Origin of the sequence: Leclercia sp. 1548, assembly GCF_050435045.1 — a bacterium.
Lineage (GTDB): Bacteria > Pseudomonadota > Gammaproteobacteria > Enterobacterales > Enterobacteriaceae > Enterobacter > Enterobacter adecarboxylatus.
Window position 1 is genome coordinate 1 of record NZ_JBNDJP010000012.1, and the last position, 19,180, is coordinate 19,180.

The window sequence follows — 19,180 nt, forward strand, 5'->3', positions numbered from 1 at the left end:
GAGGCGCATTATAGGGAGTTCTCTTCAGGCCGCAACCCTTAAATGACAGAAAAATGACTGACTGCTGCATTCCCCAGCAAAACCCCGCCTTATACCTGATTATTAACAGACTTATCCACAACCCGACGAAAAAGTGAAAATGTGCGAGCGTTGCGCAAACGTTTTCGTTAAAATGCTCGCGCTAAATAAAGAGGCCCTGCCAGGTGTGTTAGTTGAGTTTTTATGTAGAAAATTCACCTAACGCTCTCTGTAATCGTCAAATCCAGGGGATTTACCATGCAACAACGTCGTCCAGTCCGCCGCGCTCTGCTCAGTGTTTCTGATAAAGCCGGTATCGTCGAATTCGCTCAGGCACTTTCTGCACGTGGTGTGGAGCTGCTGTCCACTGGCGGTACTGCTCGCCTGTTAGCAGATAAAGGCCTGCCGGTAACCGAAGTGTCCGATTACACCGGTTTCCCGGAAATGATGGATGGACGCGTCAAAACCCTGCACCCAAAAGTTCACGGCGGCATTCTGGGTCGTCGCGGTCAGGACGACGGCATTATGGATCAGCATGGGATCGCGCCGATCGACATGGTTGTCGTTAACCTCTATCCGTTCGCCCAGACCGTTGCTCGTGAAGGCTGCTCGCTGGAAGACGCCGTAGAGAATATCGATATCGGCGGTCCGACCATGGTGCGCTCCGCTGCCAAGAACCATAAAGATGTCGCCATCGTAGTAAAGAGCAGCGACTACGACGCCATTATTAAAGAGATGGACGCTAACGAAGGCTCCCTGAATCTCGACACCCGTTTTGACCTTGCCATTAAAGCGTTCGAACATACCGCCGCCTACGACAGCATGATCGCCAACTACTTCGGTAGCTTGGTACCTGCCTATCACGGCGAAAGCAAAGACCCTTCCGGTCGCTTCTCTCGCACCTTAAACCTGAACTTCATTAAGAAGCAGGATATGCGTTACGGTGAGAACAGCCACCAGCAGGCAGCCTTCTATATAGAAGAAGATGTAAAAGAAGCCTCCGTTGCTACCGCACAGCAGGTTCAGGGCAAAGCGCTCTCCTATAACAACATCGCTGATACCGACGCGGCGCTGGAGTGCGTGAAGGAGTTCAGCGAACCAGCCTGCGTGATCGTCAAGCACGCGAACCCATGCGGTGTGGCGGTAAGCACCTCTATCCTGGATGCCTACGATCGCGCGTATAAAACCGACCCTACCTCTGCGTTCGGCGGCATTATTGCCTTCAACCGCGAACTGGATGCTGAAACCGCTCAGGCGATCATCTCCCGTCAGTTTGTTGAAGTGATCATCGCCCCGTCTGCTACCGAAGAGGCTCTGAAAATCACCGCGGCGAAACAGAACGTTCGCGTGCTGACCTGCGGCCAGTGGGCAGAGCGTGTTCCGGGCCTGGACTTCAAACGTGTCAACGGTGGTCTGCTGGTTCAGGATCGCGATCTGGGTATGGTGACAGAAGCCGACCTGCGCGTGGTCAGCAAACGTCAGCCAACCGAACAGGAACTGCGTGATGCATTGTTCTGCTGGAAAGTGGCGAAGTTTGTTAAATCCAACGCCATCGTTTACGCGAAAGAGAACATGACTATCGGGATAGGCGCAGGCCAGATGAGCCGCGTGTACTCTGCGAAAATTGCCGGTATCAAGGCAGGTGACGAAGGTCTGGAAGTAAAAGGCTCCGCCATGGCCTCTGACGCCTTCTTCCCGTTCCGTGACGGCATCGATGCGGCGGCGGCTGTAGGCATCACCTGCGTGATCCAGCCTGGCGGGTCTATCCGTGATGACGAAGTCATTGCCGCTGCCGACGAACACGGCATTGCGATGATCTTCACCGACATGCGTCATTTCCGCCATTAATTCCCGGAGCAGAGAATGAAAGTATTAGTGATTGGTAACGGCGGGCGTGAGCACGCCCTGGCGTGGAAAGCGGCGCAGTCTCCGCAAGTGAAAACCGTCTTTGTTGCACCCGGTAACGCCGGCACTGCGCTGGAACCCACCCTGCAGAACGTCGCTATCGGTGTGACCGATATCCCGGCGCTACTGAGCTTTGCCCAGAACGAGAAGATCGACCTGACCATCGTAGGCCCGGAAGCGCCACTGGTGATTGGCGTGGTGGATGCGTTTCGCGCGGCGGGCCTGACCATCTTCGGCCCAACCGAAGGCGCCGCCCAGCTGGAAGGCTCAAAAGCCTTTACCAAAGATTTCCTCGCGCGTCATAACATCCCGACCGCGGAGTATCAGAACTTCACCGAGGTAGAGCCAGCCCTGGCTTACTTACGTGAAAAAGGCGCGCCTATTGTGATTAAAGCCGACGGCCTGGCTGCCGGTAAAGGTGTGATCGTGGCGATGACCCTCGAAGAGGCAGAAGCCGCTGTTCAGGATATGTTGGCGGGTAACGCCTTTGGCGACGCGGGCCACCGTATCGTGATCGAGGAGTTCCTTGACGGTGAAGAGGCGAGCTTTATCGTGATGGTCGACGGCGAGCATGTGCTGCCGATGGCCACCAGCCAGGATCATAAACGCGTTGGCGATGCTGATACCGGCCCAAACACCGGTGGAATGGGTGCGTACTCCCCTGCGCCGGTGGTGACTGATGAAGTACATCAGCGCACCATGGACCGCATCATCTGGCCAACCGTAAAAGGCATGGCAGCGGAAGGCAATACCTATACCGGTTTCCTCTATGCGGGCCTGATGATCGACAAGCAGGGCAACCCGAAGGTTATCGAGTTCAACTGTCGCTTTGGCGATCCCGAAACGCAGCCGATCATGCTGCGCATGAAATCCGATCTGGTGGATCTCTGCCTGGCGGCCTGCGAAGGCAAGCTGGACAAGAAAACCTCCGAGTGGGACGAGCGTGCTTCGCTGGGCGTAGTGATTGCGGCGGGCGGTTATCCGGGCAACTACAGCACCGGGGACGAGATCCACGGTCTGCCGCTGGAACAGGTGGAAGATGCGAAGGTGTTCCATGCCGGCACAACGCTGTCTGATGACGATCGTGTGCTGACCAACGGTGGTCGCGTCCTGTGCGCTACCGCACTGGGCCATACCGTTGCACAAGCGCAGCAGCGCGCCTATGCCCTGATGGCGGATATTCACTGGAACGGTAGCTTCAGCCGTAACGATATTGGATATCGTGCGATTGCGCGGGAGCAAGGGGAGTAATCCCTTCACCCTCTCCCTCAGGGGAGAGGGATTCTTGACCAGGCCGGATAAGCATCAGTGCCATCCGGCTTAATCTGCAGGACTTAAAAACTCTTCTCTGTCGGCTGCCAGGTACAGAAATCTTCGTTAGCCACCAGCAGCAGCTGTGATCCTTCCGGCGCAACCAGCCACGCAACGCTCACTTCCATAGATGAATGGCTCTGACGGCGTCCGATATGTTCCGTCGCCCAACTATCAAGATCCGGTTTCAGAGTCTGGCCTTCGCACGTGGTCACGGTGCCATCGGCGTGCCAGCGCCCTTGATGCAGCACCACGCGTCCCTGTCGCAACGCATCGCTGGTCTGACGAACCTGCTCGGCGCGGTAGCGGTAGAGGTCAATTTGATCGGTAGAGAGTTGCTGCTTAAGACCCCCGATGTCGCGCTGCATAAAGCTCAGCTCACCGTGGTCGTCAAAACGCACCCGCACATGCTCGGGCACTTTGCTGTAGATATTCACGTCGATAAAGGCCAGCGTATCACCCTGCCAGCGATATTCACTGGTGGTGGTACTGCCGCTATGCCAGGGACTAAAGGCGGAGAGCAGATGCACTTCATCGTCTGTGTCTTTACGCCAGATACGCACTGCGCCCTGATTGTCAGCGTAACCGCTGGCGGTAAAAGGCGGGAGAGAGGAGTCATGGCTGCACGCAGACAGCAAAAGTATGCCTGCCAGTGCCATTGTCTGGCGCCAGACAGACAAAAGGGGCGAAACCGCCCCCTCGATAAAACTGTTCACTGCTACGCGGCTTACTTAACTGCGTCTTTCAGTGCTTTGCCAGAAACAAATGCTGGCACGTTAGCTGCAGCGATTTTGATTTCGTTACCGGTCTGCGGGTTGCGGCCAGTACGCTCAGCGCGGTGGTTCACTTTGAAGGTACCGAAACCTACCAGTTGTACAGCGTCGCCTTCTTTCAGAGACTCAGTAATTGCAGCCAGGGTGGATTCCAGAGCAGCTTTAGCCTGTACTTTAGACAGGTCAGCTTTGTCCGCAATTACATCAATCAGTTGAGTCTTGTTCATAAGTTATCCTTTCAATGTGTTTATCGCTTGCTAAGCATCGAGTGCGACGAAAATGCCAAAAAAGCACTCTCCTGCATACACGCACCGATAGCCACTTATTTTCGCCCCCCAAATGTAGACCAGACGGGGGGCAGAAGGGAAGAGTACAGGTATGACAAAACAGGCGTAAAATCACGTTTTATTGTTTCACTGGTGAAGATTTATACCAATGTTACTCTCGCCTGCCTCACGCAAGTCTGCACGCAGGCCTTTAATCAGCTCGATATCGCGTTCTTCGCACTCTGCCAGTAAACGGAATATTTCCCACTGAATGTCCCATTCCTGCTCAACAGCCGGGTTTAAACGCAGCTCTTCATCGGTCATTTCACGACCCGCCTGGGTCATCTCCAGCATCGCCACTGACGTAATTGAGGCCTTACTGACTTCGATGGCATGTTCCAGCGTTTCGCCACTCAGGCGCGAGTGAATCAATTCACTTAAAGCCACACAGGCATCAATTGCCGGATAGACGCCATAGACATCATAGTCGTCGGCTACGGGGATCGCCTCTTCCAGCTTATCGAGCTGAGAATCGAAGTTCACCTTCGCATCTTTGACCGTCAGCGTCTCCCACACCAGATCGAGAATACGGCGATAAAGCTGGCCATCCCCAAATTCAGTCTGCTTGCAGAACATGGCATAGTTCGGGTACATGCGTTCGCACAGACAGGCCATAAAAGTGACATGCTGCCAGCTTTCCAGCTTCTCGAGGCGCAGGTGAATCGGGTTTTGTAACATGATGAAGTCTCGAATCGAAAATTAGCCGCAGTTTACCTGAATCAGCGCTGAATTTCCTGCCAACGAACAAAAGCGGGACGCCCGGACGCCACCGCATCGGCCCAGCGGGTCGGCTCCGGTAGTCGATAGCCTCTCATGCAACGCTGCACCCACGCGAGCGCGGTGTCGGTACTGACGCGATGGCCGGTGGCGATGAACAGGGGATTACAGCGCGCTTTGCTGCGCCAGACCCACGCCAGCTGTTCGCCTTTGTCCATCAATGGCGCCAGCGCGCCGGGTTCAGCCGACAGAGGTTCAAACTTACCGCAGAGACGCTTTTTCGCTACCCCGATGGTCGGGACATCCACCAGCAGGCCAAAATGGCTGGCGACGCCGAGACGGCGCGGATGGGAGATCCCATGGCCATCTACGAACAACAGGTCGGGTCTTTGCGAAAGCTGATCCCACGCGGCCAGCAGCGCGGGATATTCACGAAAAGAGAGGAAGCCGGGGATGTAAGGCATGGTGGTGGCGATACGCGCTACCTGATACTCGACCAACTCCAGTTCGGGCCAGGTAAGCAACACTATCGCCGCCCGCGTTACCTCTCCGCCCTGCTCAAACCCGACATCCGCCCCGGCAATCAGCGCGGGTGGGTCTTTATCCAGCCGGTCTTCACGGGATACCGACGCAGCGAGTTTAAGTTGTTGAGCGCGAAGTGACGCAAGATCCATAACGACTCCTTACAGGTGATACTGGGCAGAAAGTCGGTGCACCGCCTCCACAAACACGCCTGCATGTTCTGGCGGAACATCCTGATGAATACCGTGCCCCAGATTAAACACATGGCCTTCGCCCTGACCGAAGCCCGCCAGAATGGTCGCGACTTCTTCTTCAATACGGGCGGCCGGAGCATACAGCATAGACGGATCCATGTTGCCCTGCAGGGCGACTTTGTCTCCCACGCGACGGCGCGCATCGGCAATATCGGTGGTCCAGTCGAGGCCCAGCGCATCACAGCCGGTTGCAGCCAGGGCTTCGAGCCACTGACCGCCGCCTTTGGTAAACAGGGTCACCGGCACGCGGCGGCCTTCGTTTTCACGCAGCAGGCCATCGACGATTTTATGCATGTAATAGAGCGAGAACTGCTGATAGTCGCGGCCCGTCAGCACCCCACCCCAGGTATCAAAGATCATCACCGACTGTGCGCCCGCTTTGATCTGCGCGTTCAGGTACAGGGTGACGCTTTTCGCCAGCTTATCCAACAGGGCGTGCAGCGCCAACGGATCGGCATACATCATCTTCTTGATCACGGTGAAGGCTTTGCTGCTGCCGCCTTCAACCATGTAGGTCGCCAGCGTCCACGGACTGCCGGAGAAACCGATCAGCGGCACTTCGCCTTTCAGCTCGCGGCGAATGGTGCGCACCGCATTCATCACATAACCCAGCTCTTGTTCCGGGTCCGGGATCGGCAGGTTGTCGATGTCCGCTTTGCTCTTAATCGGCGAGCTAAAGCGCGGGCCTTCGCCGGTTTCAAAGTACAGACCCAGCCCCATGGCGTCCGGGATAGTCAGGATGTCGGAGAAGAGGATCGCCGCGTCCAGCGGATAGCGGCGCAGCGGCTGGAGCGTCACTTCACAGGCCAGCTCCGCATTTTTGCACAGCGACATAAAATCGCCCGCCTGTGCGCGCGTGGCTTTGTATTCCGGCAAATAGCGGCCCGCCTGACGCATCATCCATACCGGGGTGATATCAACGGGTTGGCGCAGCAGCGCACGCAGATAACGATCGTTCTTCAGTTCGGTCATTTTTGCAGTTCCTTAAGCGTCTTATCCCCAGTGTAACATGTCACACATCGTCAGCCCGACACATTGCCACGGTATCTTCTATCAGGCGGCGCGCTACGGTACCTGCCGGGGGAAGGAGCGGTAAGTTGTCATAGCGATACCAGTCGGCTGCCAGCAGCTCTTTCGGATCGATGACGATCTCGCCGCTGTCGTACTCGGCCATAAAGGCGGTCATCAGCGATTGCGGGAACGGCCACGGCTGGGAGGTGACATAGCGTAGATTCTTCACCTTAATGCCGCTCTCCTCCATCACTTCGCGCGCGACAGCCTGTTCCAGGGTTTCGCCCACTTCGACAAACCCGGCCAGAACGGTATGCACCCCGTTGCGATGGCGGGTATGTTGCGCCAGTAAGATGGAATCATCCCGGCGGATAGCGACAATAATGCACGGCGCGATTTGCGGGTAATAGCGTTCCCGGCAGTGGCTGCAGAGCATCGCCCACTCGGTTTTGCTGGGGTGCATGGTATGGCCACAGTAGCCGCAGAATTTATGCGAACGATAAAACTCGGCCAACTGCACAGCCCGACCCGCCAGCTGGAACAAGCCGACATCGAGATCGAGCACCTGGCGCACCGATCCCATATCGTGACGACGATTTTGTTGGATCAACCACACAGAATCGCCCTTCCACTCACCAATATTTAGTGCGTGTTGCCCCGCAAGATCGAAATTTCCGGCCTCGCCATATGGTAATTCACCACCGGGCAACCATAATTTTTGTTCATGGCTGACTAACCACCAGCCGCGATCCGATTTTTCAATTATACGATCCATATCTATTGCACTACCTTTGCTTCACAGGCATGTTGGTAACAATACTATTACATTTTGGGTGGGCAGCTTTTAATCTTAACCTTGCGGAGTCAAACATGCTAAACCAGCTAGAAAACCTGACAGAGCGCGTTGGCGGATGTAACAAACTGGTCGATCGCTGGCTGCACGTGCGTAAACATCTGCTTGTTGCCTACTACAATCTCGTTGGCATTAAGCCTGGCAAAGAATCATATATGCGCCTGAACGAAAAAGCGCTGGACGATTTTTGTCAGAGCCTTGTTGATTACCTTTCTAACGGGCATTTCAATATTTATGAGCGCATTATCCGTGACCTGGAAGGTAACAGTCCGCAGTTAGCTGCCACCCGGCTCTACCCCCTGCTGGAAGCCAATACTCAGCAAATCATGGACTACTATGACTCCACGCTGGAGAACGCCATCGATCAGGATAACTATCTGGAGTTCCAGCAGGCGCTTTCCGATATCGGCGAGGCGCTGGAGCAACGCTTTACGCTGGAAGACAGCCTGATCGCCCTTGCGCTGGATCACAATCTGAAAGCGAGCAACGAAGATAACGTCGCCCGACCGGCTTGAGTTATTTCTCGTTAACGCGTAATTTACATTCACCGCTCCCGCTGTAGGGGAGCAAATTCTTGTCGGAGTGCCCAGTGCGAAAGCCGGGCTGAGACCGTTAATTCGGGATCCGCGGAACCTGATCAGGTTAAGACCTGCGAAGGGAACAAGAGTCAATTTATTGCATCGCCCAACGGGCGATCTCCTCTTGCTTCATCCGTCGTCTGACAAGCCACTTCCTGAACTTACTGGAACGAGCTATGTCTGCCACTAAAATGACCCGCCGCGAACAGCGCGCACACGCCCAACACTTTATCGACACTCTCGAAGGCACTGCTTTCCCTAACTCGAAACGCATCTATCTGACAGGTTCGCAGGAGGATATTCGCGTGCCGATGCGTGAGATCCAGCTCAGCCCGACGTTAATCGGCGGCAGCAAAGAGAACCCGCAGTTTGAAGAGAACGAAGCCGTACCGGTCTATGATACCTCCGGCCCGTACGGCGATCCGGCGATCGCCATTAACGTCCAGCAGGGTCTGGCGAAGCTCCGCCAGCCGTGGATCGAAGCCCGTGACGACAGCGAAGCCCTGAACGAGCAAAGCTCGGCTTACACCCGCGAGCGCCTGGCCGACGACGGTCTGGACGATCTGCGTTTCACCGGCCTGCTGACACCGAAGCGGGCCAGAGCGGGCAAATGCGTAACCCAGCTGCACTACGCCCGCAAAGGGATCGTAACGCCGGAGATGGAATTTATCGCCATTCGCGAAAACATGGGCCGCGAGCGTATTCGTGGCGAAGTGCTGCGCCACCAGCACCCGGGCGAAGGCTTTGGCGCCCGCCTGCCGGAGAACATCACCCCGGAATTTGTGCGTGACGAAGTGGCCGCTGGCCGCGCCATTATCCCCGCCAACATTAACCACCCGGAATCAGAGCCGATGATCATCGGACGTAACTTCCTGGTGAAAGTGAACGCCAATATCGGTAACTCGGCGGTGACCTCCTCCATTGAGGAAGAGGTAGAGAAGCTGGTCTGGTCCACCCGTTGGGGCGCGGATACGGTGATGGACCTCTCCACCGGCCGCTATATCCACGAAACCCGCGAGTGGATCCTGCGTAACAGCCCGGTGCCGATTGGTACGGTGCCCATCTACCAGGCGCTGGAGAAGGTTAACGGCATCGCTGAAGATCTCACCTGGGAAGCGTTCCGCGACACCCTGCTGGAGCAGGCCGAGCAAGGCGTTGACTACTTCACCATCCATGCGGGCGTGCTGCTGCGTTACGTGCCGATGACCGCTAAACGTCTGACCGGCATCGTCTCCCGCGGCGGCTCGATCATGGCAAAATGGTGCCTGTCCCATCATCAGGAGAACTTCCTGTATGAACACTTCCGCGAGATCTGCGAAATCTGCGCCGCGTACGATGTTTCCCTGTCGCTGGGCGATGGCCTGCGTCCCGGTTCCATTCGCGATGCCAACGACGAAGCGCAGTTTGCCGAGCTACACACCCTGGGCGAGCTGACCAAAATCGCCTGGGAGTATGACGTGCAGGTGATGATTGAAGGCCCGGGTCACGTGCCGATGCAGATGATCCGTCGCAACATGACCGAGGAGCTGGAGCACTGTCACGAGGCACCCTTCTATACCCTGGGGCCACTAACCACCGATATCGCACCGGGTTACGACCACTTCACCTCCGGGATTGGCGCGGCGATGATCGGCTGGTTCGGCTGCGCCATGCTCTGCTACGTCACACCGAAAGAGCACCTCGGCCTGCCGAACAAAGAGGATGTGAAGCAGGGGCTGATCACCTACAAGATTGCCGCTCATGCCGCAGACCTGGCGAAAGGCCACCCGGGCGCGCAGATCCGTGATAACGCCATGTCGAAAGCGCGCTTCGAATTCCGCTGGGAAGATCAGTTCAACCTCGCCCTCGACCCCTTCACCGCCCGCGCCTATCACGACGAAACCCTGCCGCAGGAGTCCGGCAAAGTGGCGCACTTCTGCTCCATGTGCGGGCCAAAATTCTGCTCGATGAAAATCAGCCAGGAGGTACGTGATTATGCTGCGGCGCAGTCCATTGAAGTAGGGATGGCGGACATGTCGCAAAGCTTCCGCGCCAAAGGCGGCGAAATCTACCTCAAAAAAGAGGAGGCGTAATGTACCAGCCTGATTTCCCACCCGTACCCTTTCGCCTGGGGCTGTACCCGGTGGTCGACAGCGTGGCGTGGATCGAACGTCTGCTTGCGGTCGGCGTAAAGACAATCCAGCTGCGTATCAAGGATAAACAGGATGACGAGGTCGAAGCCGATATTATTGCGGCCGTTGCCCTGGGGCGTCGCTACGATGCCCGCCTGTTCATCAATGACTACTGGCGACTGGCGATTAAGCATCAGGCTTACGGCGTGCATCTGGGTCAGGAGGATCTGGAAAGCACCGAACTGGAGCTTATTCGTGCCGCCGGTTTGCGCCTCGGCGTCTCGACCCATGACAACATGGAGATCGACGTGGCGCTGGCGGCGCGCCCATCCTACATCGCCCTCGGGCATGTATTCCCGACCCAGACCAAACAGATGCCTTCAGCCCCGCAAGGGCTGGAGCAGTTAGCCAGCCATATTGAACGCCTTGCGGATTATCCCACCGTCGCCATCGGCGGCATCAGCCTGGAACGCGCCCCGGCGGTACTGGCAACCGGGGTAGGAAGTATTGCGGTGGTCAGCGCCATCACTCAGGCCAATGACTGGCAGGCGGCAACGGCACAGCTACTGCAACTGGCGGGGGTGGGCGATGAATGACCGTGACTTTATGCGCTACAGCCGCCAGATCCTGTTGGAGGATATCGCCATTGAGGGGCAGCAAAAGCTGCTCGCCAGCCGGGTCCTGCTGGTGGGCCTCGGCGGGTTAGGCGCCCCGGCGGCACTGTACCTGGCCGGAGCCGGGATCGGCACCCTGGTGCTGGCCGACGATGACGACGTTCATCTGAGTAATTTGCAGCGCCAGATCCTGTTTACCACCGATGACGTCGCCCAGCCAAAGGCGCACGTGACGCAGCGTCGGCTGCAGCAACTCAACCCGGATATCCGGCTGATTGCCCTACAGACGCGACTGGAAGGCAATGCGTTGCAGGAGGAGATCGCTCGCGCCGATGTGGTGCTGGACTGCACCGATAATATGGCCACCCGTCAGGCAATTAACGCCGCTTGCGTGCTGCTCAATACCCCGCTCATCACCGCCAGCGCCGTGGGCTTTGGCGGGCAGATGATGGTGTTGACGCCGCCCTGGACGCAGGGCTGCTACCGCTGCGTGTGGCCGGAGGATGACGAGCCGCAACGCAACTGCCGCACCGCAGGGATCGTCGGGCCGGTGGTTGGCGTGATGGGCACCTTGCAGGCGCTGGAGGCGATCAAACTGCTCAGCGGCATCGAGACAACGCGCAATACGCTGCGCCTGTTCGATGCCCGGACAGGGAGCTGGCGGCAACTGGCTTTACAGCGTGCCAGCGGCTGTCAGGTGTGTGGAGGGCAGCATGCGGATCCTGTTTAACGACGAACCGATGCAGTGCGGGGATGACTTAACCGTCGCCACCCTGCTCCACCAGCTGCGCCAGTTAAAACCCGGGGTCGCGCTGGCCCTGAATCAACAGATCCTGCCGCGTGAGCAGTGGGATCAACAGCAGGTCCGCGAAGGCGATCAGATCCTGCTCTTTCAGGTGATTGCCGGAGGCTGAGATGTTACGTATTGCTGATAAAACCTTTGATTCGCATCTATTTACCGGCACCGGGAAGTTCGCTTCGCCGCAGCTAATGGTGGAGGCGATTCGTGAGAGTGGCAGCCAGCTGGTGACCCTGGCAATGAAACGGGTCGATCTGCGTAATCACAATGACGCCATTCTGGCGCCGTTGCTGGAAGCGGGTGTGAGCCTGTTGCCCAATACCTCCGGGGCCAAAACCGCGGAGGAAGCGGTGTTCGCCGCCCGGCTGGCGCGCGAGGCGCTGGGGACCCGCTGGCTGAAGCTCGAGATCCATCCCGATGCCCGCTGGCTGTTGCCCGATCCCATCGAGACGCTGAAAGCGGCAGAGATGCTGGTCAAAGAGGGGTTCACGGTGCTGCCCTACTGCGGTGCCGATCCGGTGCTGTGCAAACGCCTTGAAGAGGTGGGTTGCGCGGCGGTGATGCCGCTCGGCGCGCCGATAGGCTCCAATCAGGGTCTGGAAACCCGCGCAATGCTGGAAATCATCATTCAGCAGGCGACCGTACCGGTGGTAGTGGATGCCGGGATCGGCGTGCCCAGCCATGCCGCACAGGCGCTGGAGATGGGCGCCGATGCCGTCCTGGTCAACACCGCCATTGCTGTCGCTGACGATCCGGTCACTATGGCGCGAGCCTTCCGCCTGGCGGTGGAAGCCGGTGTGCTGGCCCGTCAGTCTGGCCCCGGTTCGCGAAGCGTTGAAGCCCAGGCCACCAGTCCGTTAACCGGATTTCTGGAGGCCTTCTCATGAACACTTTTACCGATCGCTGGCGCCAGCTCGACTGGGACGATATTGGCCTGCGCATCAACAGCAAAACCCCTGCGGATGTTGAGCGCGCCCTGAATGCCCGGCAGCCGACGCGCGAGGATATGATGGCCCTGCTCTCCCCTGCCGCCAGCCGCTATCTGGAGCCGATGGCGCAGCGGGCGAAGCGCCTGACCCGCCAGCGCTTTGGCAACACGGTGAGCTTTTATGTGCCGCTCTATCTCTCAAATCTGTGCGCCAACGACTGTACCTACTGCGGTTTCTCCATGAGCAATCACATCAAGCGCAAAACGCTGGATGAAAATGAGATTGCCCGGGAGTGTGCTGCCATCCGCGAGATGGGTTTTGAGCACCTGCTGCTGGTTACTGGCGAACACCAGACTAAAGTGGGAATGGACTATTTTCGTCGCCATATCCCGGCCATTCGTCGCCAGTTCGCCTCGCTGCAAATGGAGGTTCAGCCTCTTTCTGAGGCCGAGTATGGCGAGCTTAAAACGCTGGGGCTGGATGGCGTGCTGGTCTATCAGGAGACCTACCACGAGGCGGTGTATGCCCGGCACCATCTTAAAGGTAAAAAGCAGGACTTCTTCTGGCGGCTGGAAACGCCAGATCGGCTGGGCCGCGCGGGGATCGATAAGATCGGCCTCGGAGCATTGACCGGGCTTTCCAACAACTGGCGGGTCGACAACTTTATGGTGGCGGAACATTTGCTCTGGCTGCAGCAACACTACTGGCAGAGCCGGTACTCGATCTCCTTCCCACGGCTGCGCCCCTGCGCCGGGGGCATCCCGCCGGCGTCGATCATGGATGAACGCCAGCTGGTGCAGACCATTTGCGCGTTTCGTCTGCTGGCACCGGAAGTGGAGCTATCGCTATCGACCCGGGAATCCCCCGCATTTCGCGATCGCGTTATTCCGCTGGCCATTAATAACGTCAGTGCTTTTTCAAAAACCCAGCCAGGCGGCTATGCCGATGATCACCCCGAGCTGGAGCAGTTTGCGCCGCACGATAACCGTCGCCCGGAAGAGGTTGCCGGGGCGCTTAGCCAACAAGGATTGCAGCCAGTGTGGAAAGACTGGGATAGCTGGTTGGGACGTGCCTCGCAGCCGGGTTGAAAAATCCTGTAAGCCGATGAAATGTTTACGAGGCGTTACGTAACGTCATTAACGGGCGATTGTCAGCTCTCGCCCGGATTTTTTATGCTCATTACGTCAGCAGGGATGCTGACCAGGGCGGAAAGCTTCTTCCTCGTTTCGCCCTGCCTTCCCCCGCACTGTAACAGTTGTAACCGGTTTCAGAAAAAGCGGGTTTCTTTGTGATGACTCACACACAATCGCGGTAACGCGGTTGTCGAAGCGGGCCGCGCGGGATAATTATCAATAAACACATGTACATTGAGGCTGACTATGAAGAACATCGTTTTATGCTGTGCAGCGGGAATGTCCACCAGCATGCTGGTTCAACGCATGAAAGACGCCGCGCAGAAAAAAGGGGTCGAAGTAACCATCAAAGCCGTCCCGGTTGCTGAGTTTAAAGATGAACTTGCCGCAGCCGACATTGTGTTGCTTGGCCCGCAGGTCAAATACGAACTCAACAATCTTCAGGCACAGGCAGAGCCGCTGGGCAAAAAGGTCGCGGTTATCGACATGATGGATTACGGCATGATGAAAGGCGATGCCGTCCTCGAAAAAGCCCTCAAGCTGCTGGAGTAAGTCATGGAAGATTTAGAAACCATCATTATGGAGCTGCTGGTGAATGCAGGTGCAGCCCGCAGTTCAGCATTAACCGCGTTGCAGATGGCGCGTAAAGGTGATTTTGCCGATGCGGAAAAGGCGATGGAAGAGTCGCGTGAATTCGTTAAGCATGCGCATACCATCCAGACGAAGCTGATTGGTATGGATGAAGGAACCGGCAAGCTGCCGGTCAACCTGATTACCGTTCACTCCCAGGATCACCTCATGAATGCGATGGTGATTCAGGATCTGGCGGGAGATATGATCGAGCTGTATCGCCGTTTGCCGCTGGTGAACTAATACGCCCGGTGGCGCTACGCTTACCGGGCCTGTAACAGCTTTAAACTCCTGGTCGGGTAAACGCAGCGTCCCCGGGCAACAGCAACACCGAATAGCAGGCCAGATAACCACAGCGTATCAGGCAAAAAAAAACCCGCCGAAGCGGGTTTTTTTATGGGCTGACGTAACGATTACTCGTTGTCAGAACCGCCCAGGCCTGCGTTCAGCAGCTCTGCCAGGCTGGCAGATGCGTCTTCAGCAGTCACCTGTGGTGCAGCAGGGATTTCACCTGCTGCGCGACGGCGCATACGATCCTGGTGGTACGCATAACCGGTACCGGCCGGGATCAGACGACCCACGATAACGTTCTCTTTCAGACCGCGCAGTTCGTCGCGTTTGCCCGCAACGGCTGCTTCGGTAAGCACACGAGTGGTCTCCTGGAACGATGCCGCGGAGATGAAGGACTCGGTTGCCAGAGACGCTTTGGTGATACCCAGCAGGTCACGTGCGAAGGTCGCACTGAGTTTGCCGTTCGCTTCCAGATCGCGGTTAGCAATCTTGACGCGAGAGTATTCAACCTGCTCACCTTCGAGGAAGTCGGAGCTACCGGCATTCACGATGGTGGCTTTACGCAGCATCTGACGAACGATAACTTCGATGTGCTTATCGTTGATCTTAACGCCTTGCAGACGGTAAACGTCCTGTACTTCGTTGGTGATGTAACGCGTTACCGCGTGGACGCCACGAAGACGCAGAATGTCGTGCGGTGCTTCTGGACCGTCGGAAACAACGTCACCACGTTCTACACGTTCACCTTCAAACACGTTGAGCTGACGCCATTTTGGAATCATCTCTTCGTACGGATCGCTGCCATCCAGCGGCGTGATCACCAGACGGCGCTTCCCTTTGGTCTCTTTACCGAAGGAAATGATACCGCTGATTTCAGCCAGGATTGCCGGCTCTTTCGGACGACGTGCTTCGAACAGGTCCGCAACGCGTGGCAGACCACCGGTAATATCCTTGGTACCGCCGGATTCCTGAGGAATACGCGCCAGGGTATCACCAGAGCTAATCTGTACGCCATCTTCCAGCTGAACAATCGCTTTACCTGGCAGGAAGTACTGAGCCGGCATATCGGTGCCTGGGATCAGAACGTCGTTGCCGTTAGCATCAACGATTTTCAGTGCTGGACGCAGATCTTTACCACCCGCGGTACGTTCTGCAGAATCCAGAACCACCAGGGAAGAGAGACCGGTCAGGTCGTCGGTCTGACGAGTAATCGTCTGGCCATCGATCATATCGGTGAAGCGAATAAAGCCCGCCACTTCGGTGATTACCGGCATGGTGTGCGGATCCCAGTTCGCTACGGTTTCGCCGCCAGCAACCTGTTCGCCATCGCCTTTCGCCATAACAGCACCGTAAGGCACTTTATAGCTCTCTTTGGTACGACCGAATTCGTCGATCAGCTTCAGCTCGGTGTTACGTGAAGTCACAACCAGCTTACCGGAAGAGTTAACAACCGACTTCGCGTTGTAGAGCTTGATGCTACCTTTGTTTTTCACCTGGATGCTGGATTCAGCAGCCGCACGAGATGCCGCACCACCGATGTGGAACGTACGCATCGTCAGCTGTGTACCCGGCTCACCGATGGACTGTGCCGCGATAACGCCGATAGCTTCACCTTTGTTGATGATGTGGCCACGCGCCAGGTCACGACCATAGCAGTGCGCACATACACCAAAGTCGGTGTCACAGGATACGACGGAACGTACTTTCACGGAGTCAACAGAGTTCGCTTCCAGCAGATCACACCAGTGCTCGTGCAGCAGTGTATTACGTGGAACCAGAATATCTGCGGTACCCGGCTTCAGAACGTCTTCAGCAGTCACACGGCCCAGAACGCGATCGCGCAGCGGCTCTTTAACATCACCACCCTCGATAACCGGGGTCATGGTGATACCTTCGAGGGTGCCACAATCGTCTTCGGTAACCACCAGATCCTGCGCAACGTCTACCAGACGACGCGTCAGATAACCGGAGTTAGCGGTTTTCAGTGCGGTATCCGCCAGACCTTTACGAGCACCGTGAGTAGAGATGAAGTACTGGAGTACGTTCAGACCTTCACGGAAGTTCGCGGTGATTGGCGTTTCGATGATGGAGCCATCTGGCTTCGCCATCAGACCACGCATACCTGCCAGCTGACGAATCTGTGCTGCAGAACCACGCGCACCGGAGTCGGCCATCATGTAGATGCTGTTGAAGGAAACCTGCTGCTCTTCGACGCCGTCACGGTTAATCACGGTTTCGGTTTGCAGGTTGTCCATCATCGCTTTGGATACACGATCGTTCGCCGCTGCCCAGATATCGATAACTTTGTTATAGCGTTCGCCCGCGGTAACCAGACCAGACTGGAACTGCTCCTGGATCTCAGCAACTTCAGCTTCCGCTTCAGAGATGATCTCGTGTTTCTTCTCTGGGATGACCATGTCATCGATACCAACAGATGCACCTGAACGCGCTGCATAAGCAAAGCCGGTGTACATTGTCTGGTCAGCGAAGATAACGGTCGGCTTCAGACCCAGAATGCGGTAACAGGTGTTCAGCATTTTGGAGATCGCTTTCTTACCCAGCGCCTGGTTGACGATGGAGAAAGGCAGACCTTTCGGTACGATCATCCACAGAATCGCACGGCCAATGGTCGTGTCAATCAGGCTGGTTTTCGCAACGAGTTCGCCGTTTTCAGCTTTTTCATATTCGGTGATACGCACTTTTACACGCGCATGCAGAGAGGCCAGGCCAGCGCGATAAATACGCTCAGCTTCTTTCGGGCCAGTCAGCACCATGCCTTCGCCTTTGGCGTTAACACAGTCACGGGTCATGTAGTACAGACCCAGTACAACGTCCTGAGAAGGAACAATGATTGGCTCACCGTTCGCTGGAGACAGGATGTTGTTGGTAGACATCATCAGCGCACGCGCTTCGAGCTGGGCTTCCAGCGTCAGCGGTACGTGAACAGCCATCTGGTCACCATCGAAGTCGGCGTTATATGCCGCACAAACCAGCGGGTGCAGCTGGATAGCTTTACCTTCGATCAGTACTGGCTCAAATGCCTGGATACCCAGACGGTGCAGGGTTGGTGCACGGTTCAGCAGTACCGGGTGTTCGCGGATAACTTCGTCAAGGATATCCCAAACGACAGCTTCTTCACGCTCAACCATTTTCTTAGCGGCTTTGATGGTGGTGGCCAGGCCACGCAGTTCCAGCTTGCCGTAGATGAACGGTTTGAACAGCTCCAGTGCCATTTTCTTCGGCAGACCGCACTGATGCAGACGCAGGTATGGACCTACGGTGATAACAGAACGACCGGAGTAGTCAACACGCTTACCGAGCAGGTTCTGACGGAAACGACCCTGTTTACCTTTGATCATGTCGGCCAAAGATTTCAGAGGACGTTTGTTAGAACCGGTGATCGCACGACCGCGACGACCGTTATCCAGCAGGGCATCTACCGCTTCCTGCAGCATACGTTTTTCGTTGCGTACGATGATATCCGGCGCAGCCAGATCCAGCAGACGTTTCAGACGGTTGTTACGGTTAATGACGCGACGATACAAATCGTTCAGGTCAGACGTTGCGAAACGACCACCATCCAGCGGAACCAGCGGACGCAGATCTGGCGGCAGAACCGGCAGAACGGTCAGGATCATCCACTCTGGTTTGTTACCAGACTGAACGAACGCTTCCAGCAGTTTGATACGCTTGGTCAGCTTTTTACGCTTGGTTTCGGAGTTGGTTTCGTTCAGCTCTTCACGCAGCTGCTCGCACTCCTGCTCCAGATCCATGCTCTTCAGCAGGGCCTGGATCGCTTCCGCACCCATCTTCGCGTCGAATTCGTCACCGAACTCTTCCAGCGCGTCCAGATACTGTTCTTCGGTCAGAATCTGGTTACGTTCCAGGTTCGTCATACCGCCTTCGATAACTACATAAGATTCGAAGTACAGAACACGTTCGATATCACGCAGCGGCATATCCAGCAGCAGGCCGATACGGGACGGCAGAGATTTCAGGAACCAGATGTGGGCAGTCGGAGACGCCAGCTCGATGTGGCCCATACGCTCACGACGCACTTTAGTCTGGGTCACTTCAACGCCGCACTTCTCACAGATCACACCACGGTGTTTCAGGCGCTTGTACTTACCGCACAGGCACTCGTAATCTTTTACTGGCCCGAAAATACGCGCACAGAAAAGGCCGTCACGCTCAGGTTTGAACGTACGGTAGTTGATGGTTTCTGGCTTTTTAACTTCACCAAAAGACCATGAACGGATCATGTCTGGCGAGGCCAGAGCAATTTTGATCGCATCAAACTCTTCGGTTTTAGTTTGCGCTTTCAGAAACTTTAATAAGTCTTTCACGGATTTGCTCCCGTCGGAGTTAGCACAATCTGGTGCCGGAAATTACTCCGGCACCAGTG

The 19,180-nt window shown here is 56.4% G+C and carries 18 protein-coding genes and 1 riboswitch; of the genes, 11 read left to right on the forward strand and 7 right to left on the reverse strand.

Annotated elements, in window-relative coordinates; translation table 11 throughout:
- Positions 1-276 precede the first annotated feature (276 nt).
- Together purH and purD are read left to right on the forward strand one after the other, a co-directional pair.
- Entirely contained in the window at positions 277-1,866 is a 1,590-nt protein-coding gene (purH, locus tag ABIE02_RS21990; protein ID WP_032615916.1) for a bifunctional phosphoribosylaminoimidazolecarboxamide formyltransferase/IMP cyclohydrolase, read from the forward strand.
- 15 nt (positions 1,867-1,881) lie between these two features.
- Positions 1,882-3,174: a phosphoribosylamine--glycine ligase gene (gene purD, locus ABIE02_RS21995; protein WP_032615915.1), complete on the forward strand. Its 1,293-nt coding sequence runs from the start codon at positions 1,882-1,884 to the stop codon at positions 3,172-3,174.
- Between the two features lie 83 nt (positions 3,175-3,257).
- Here purD and ABIE02_RS22000 read toward each other — a convergent pair whose 3' ends face one another.
- From ABIE02_RS22000 to nudC, 6 genes are all read right to left on the reverse strand, one after another.
- Positions 3,258-3,950: a DUF1481 domain-containing protein gene (locus tag ABIE02_RS22000; protein WP_059308962.1), complete on the reverse strand. Its 693-nt coding sequence runs from the start codon at positions 3,948-3,950 to the stop codon at positions 3,258-3,260.
- 11 nt (positions 3,951-3,961) lie between these two features.
- Positions 3,962-4,234 carry a nucleoid-associated protein HU-alpha gene (gene hupA, locus ABIE02_RS22005; protein WP_032615913.1) on the reverse strand — a complete coding sequence of 91 codons (273 nt, stop codon included), beginning with the start codon at positions 4,232-4,234 and terminating at the stop codon, positions 3,962-3,964.
- A gap of 186 nt (positions 4,235-4,420) precedes the next feature.
- A complete protein-coding gene (locus tag ABIE02_RS22010; RefSeq protein ID WP_032615911.1) occupies positions 4,421-5,011 on the reverse strand; it encodes a YjaG family protein in 591 nt (196 codons plus the stop codon).
- Between the two features lie 41 nt (positions 5,012-5,052).
- Positions 5,053-5,724 (reverse strand): deoxyribonuclease V, encoded by a 672-nt coding sequence (gene nfi / locus ABIE02_RS22015; RefSeq protein ID WP_032615910.1) that lies wholly within the window; start codon positions 5,722-5,724, stop codon positions 5,053-5,055.
- A 9-nt stretch (positions 5,725-5,733) separates the two neighbouring features.
- A complete protein-coding gene (hemE, locus tag ABIE02_RS22020) occupies positions 5,734-6,798 on the reverse strand; it encodes a uroporphyrinogen decarboxylase (protein ID WP_077227922.1) in 1,065 nt (354 codons plus the stop codon).
- Positions 6,799-6,838: 40 nt separating this feature from the next.
- A complete protein-coding gene (nudC, locus tag ABIE02_RS22025; protein ID WP_077227923.1) occupies positions 6,839-7,612 on the reverse strand; it encodes an NAD(+) diphosphatase in 774 nt (257 codons plus the stop codon).
- 95 nt (positions 7,613-7,707) lie between these two features.
- Between nudC and rsd the strand changes: the two genes are divergently transcribed.
- The 9 genes from rsd to ABIE02_RS22070 all read left to right on the forward strand — a co-directional run bounded on the left by rsd (position 7,708) and on the right by ABIE02_RS22070 (position 14,727).
- Entirely contained in the window at positions 7,708-8,205 is a 498-nt protein-coding gene (gene rsd, locus ABIE02_RS22030) for a sigma D regulator (RefSeq protein ID WP_280713649.1), read from the forward strand.
- A gap of 53 nt (positions 8,206-8,258) precedes the next feature.
- A riboswitch (TPP riboswitch) is annotated at positions 8,259-8,367 on the forward strand.
- 77 nt (positions 8,368-8,444) lie between these two features.
- On the forward strand, positions 8,445-10,340 hold the full coding sequence (thiC, locus tag ABIE02_RS22035) for a phosphomethylpyrimidine synthase ThiC (protein WP_059308965.1): 1,896 nt from the start codon (positions 8,445-8,447) through the stop codon (positions 10,338-10,340).
- On the forward strand, positions 10,340-10,975 hold the full coding sequence (thiE, locus tag ABIE02_RS22040) for a thiamine phosphate synthase (RefSeq protein WP_059308966.1): 636 nt from the start codon (positions 10,340-10,342) through the stop codon (positions 10,973-10,975). The genes thiC and thiE overlap by 1 nt, the downstream gene beginning before the upstream one ends.
- Positions 10,968-11,723, forward strand: coding sequence for a HesA/MoeB/ThiF family protein (locus tag ABIE02_RS22045; RefSeq protein ID WP_032615898.1), 756 nt, complete (start codon positions 10,968-10,970; stop codon positions 11,721-11,723). Before thiE ends, ABIE02_RS22045 begins: the two co-directional genes overlap by 8 nt.
- Positions 11,707-11,907 carry a sulfur carrier protein ThiS gene (thiS, locus tag ABIE02_RS22050; RefSeq protein ID WP_077227926.1) on the forward strand — a complete coding sequence of 67 codons (201 nt, stop codon included), beginning with the start codon at positions 11,707-11,709 and terminating at the stop codon, positions 11,905-11,907. The genes ABIE02_RS22045 and thiS overlap by 17 nt, the downstream gene beginning before the upstream one ends.
- A gap of 1 nt (position 11,908) precedes the next feature.
- Positions 11,909-12,679, forward strand: a complete 771-nt coding sequence (gene thiG / locus ABIE02_RS22055) for a thiazole synthase (RefSeq protein ID WP_103793546.1) — start codon at positions 11,909-11,911, stop codon at positions 12,677-12,679.
- Positions 12,676-13,809 (forward strand): 2-iminoacetate synthase ThiH, encoded by a 1,134-nt coding sequence (gene thiH, locus ABIE02_RS22060; protein ID WP_117386914.1) that lies wholly within the window; start codon positions 12,676-12,678, stop codon positions 13,807-13,809. The genes thiG and thiH overlap by 4 nt, the downstream gene beginning before the upstream one ends.
- 291 nt (positions 13,810-14,100) lie before the next feature.
- Positions 14,101-14,406 (forward strand): PTS sugar transporter subunit IIB, encoded by a 306-nt coding sequence (locus ABIE02_RS22065; protein ID WP_032615891.1) that lies wholly within the window; start codon positions 14,101-14,103, stop codon positions 14,404-14,406.
- Positions 14,407-14,409: 3 nt separating this feature from the next.
- Positions 14,410-14,727 (forward strand): PTS lactose/cellobiose transporter subunit IIA, encoded by a 318-nt coding sequence (locus ABIE02_RS22070; RefSeq protein ID WP_032615888.1) that lies wholly within the window; start codon positions 14,410-14,412, stop codon positions 14,725-14,727.
- Positions 14,728-14,897: 170 nt separating this feature from the next.
- Here the strand turns inward: ABIE02_RS22070 and rpoC are convergent, their stop codons facing one another.
- Positions 14,898-19,121, reverse strand: a complete 4,224-nt coding sequence (gene rpoC / locus ABIE02_RS22075; protein WP_032615886.1) for a DNA-directed RNA polymerase subunit beta' — start codon at positions 19,119-19,121, stop codon at positions 14,898-14,900.
- Positions 19,122-19,180: the final 59 nt, after the last annotated feature.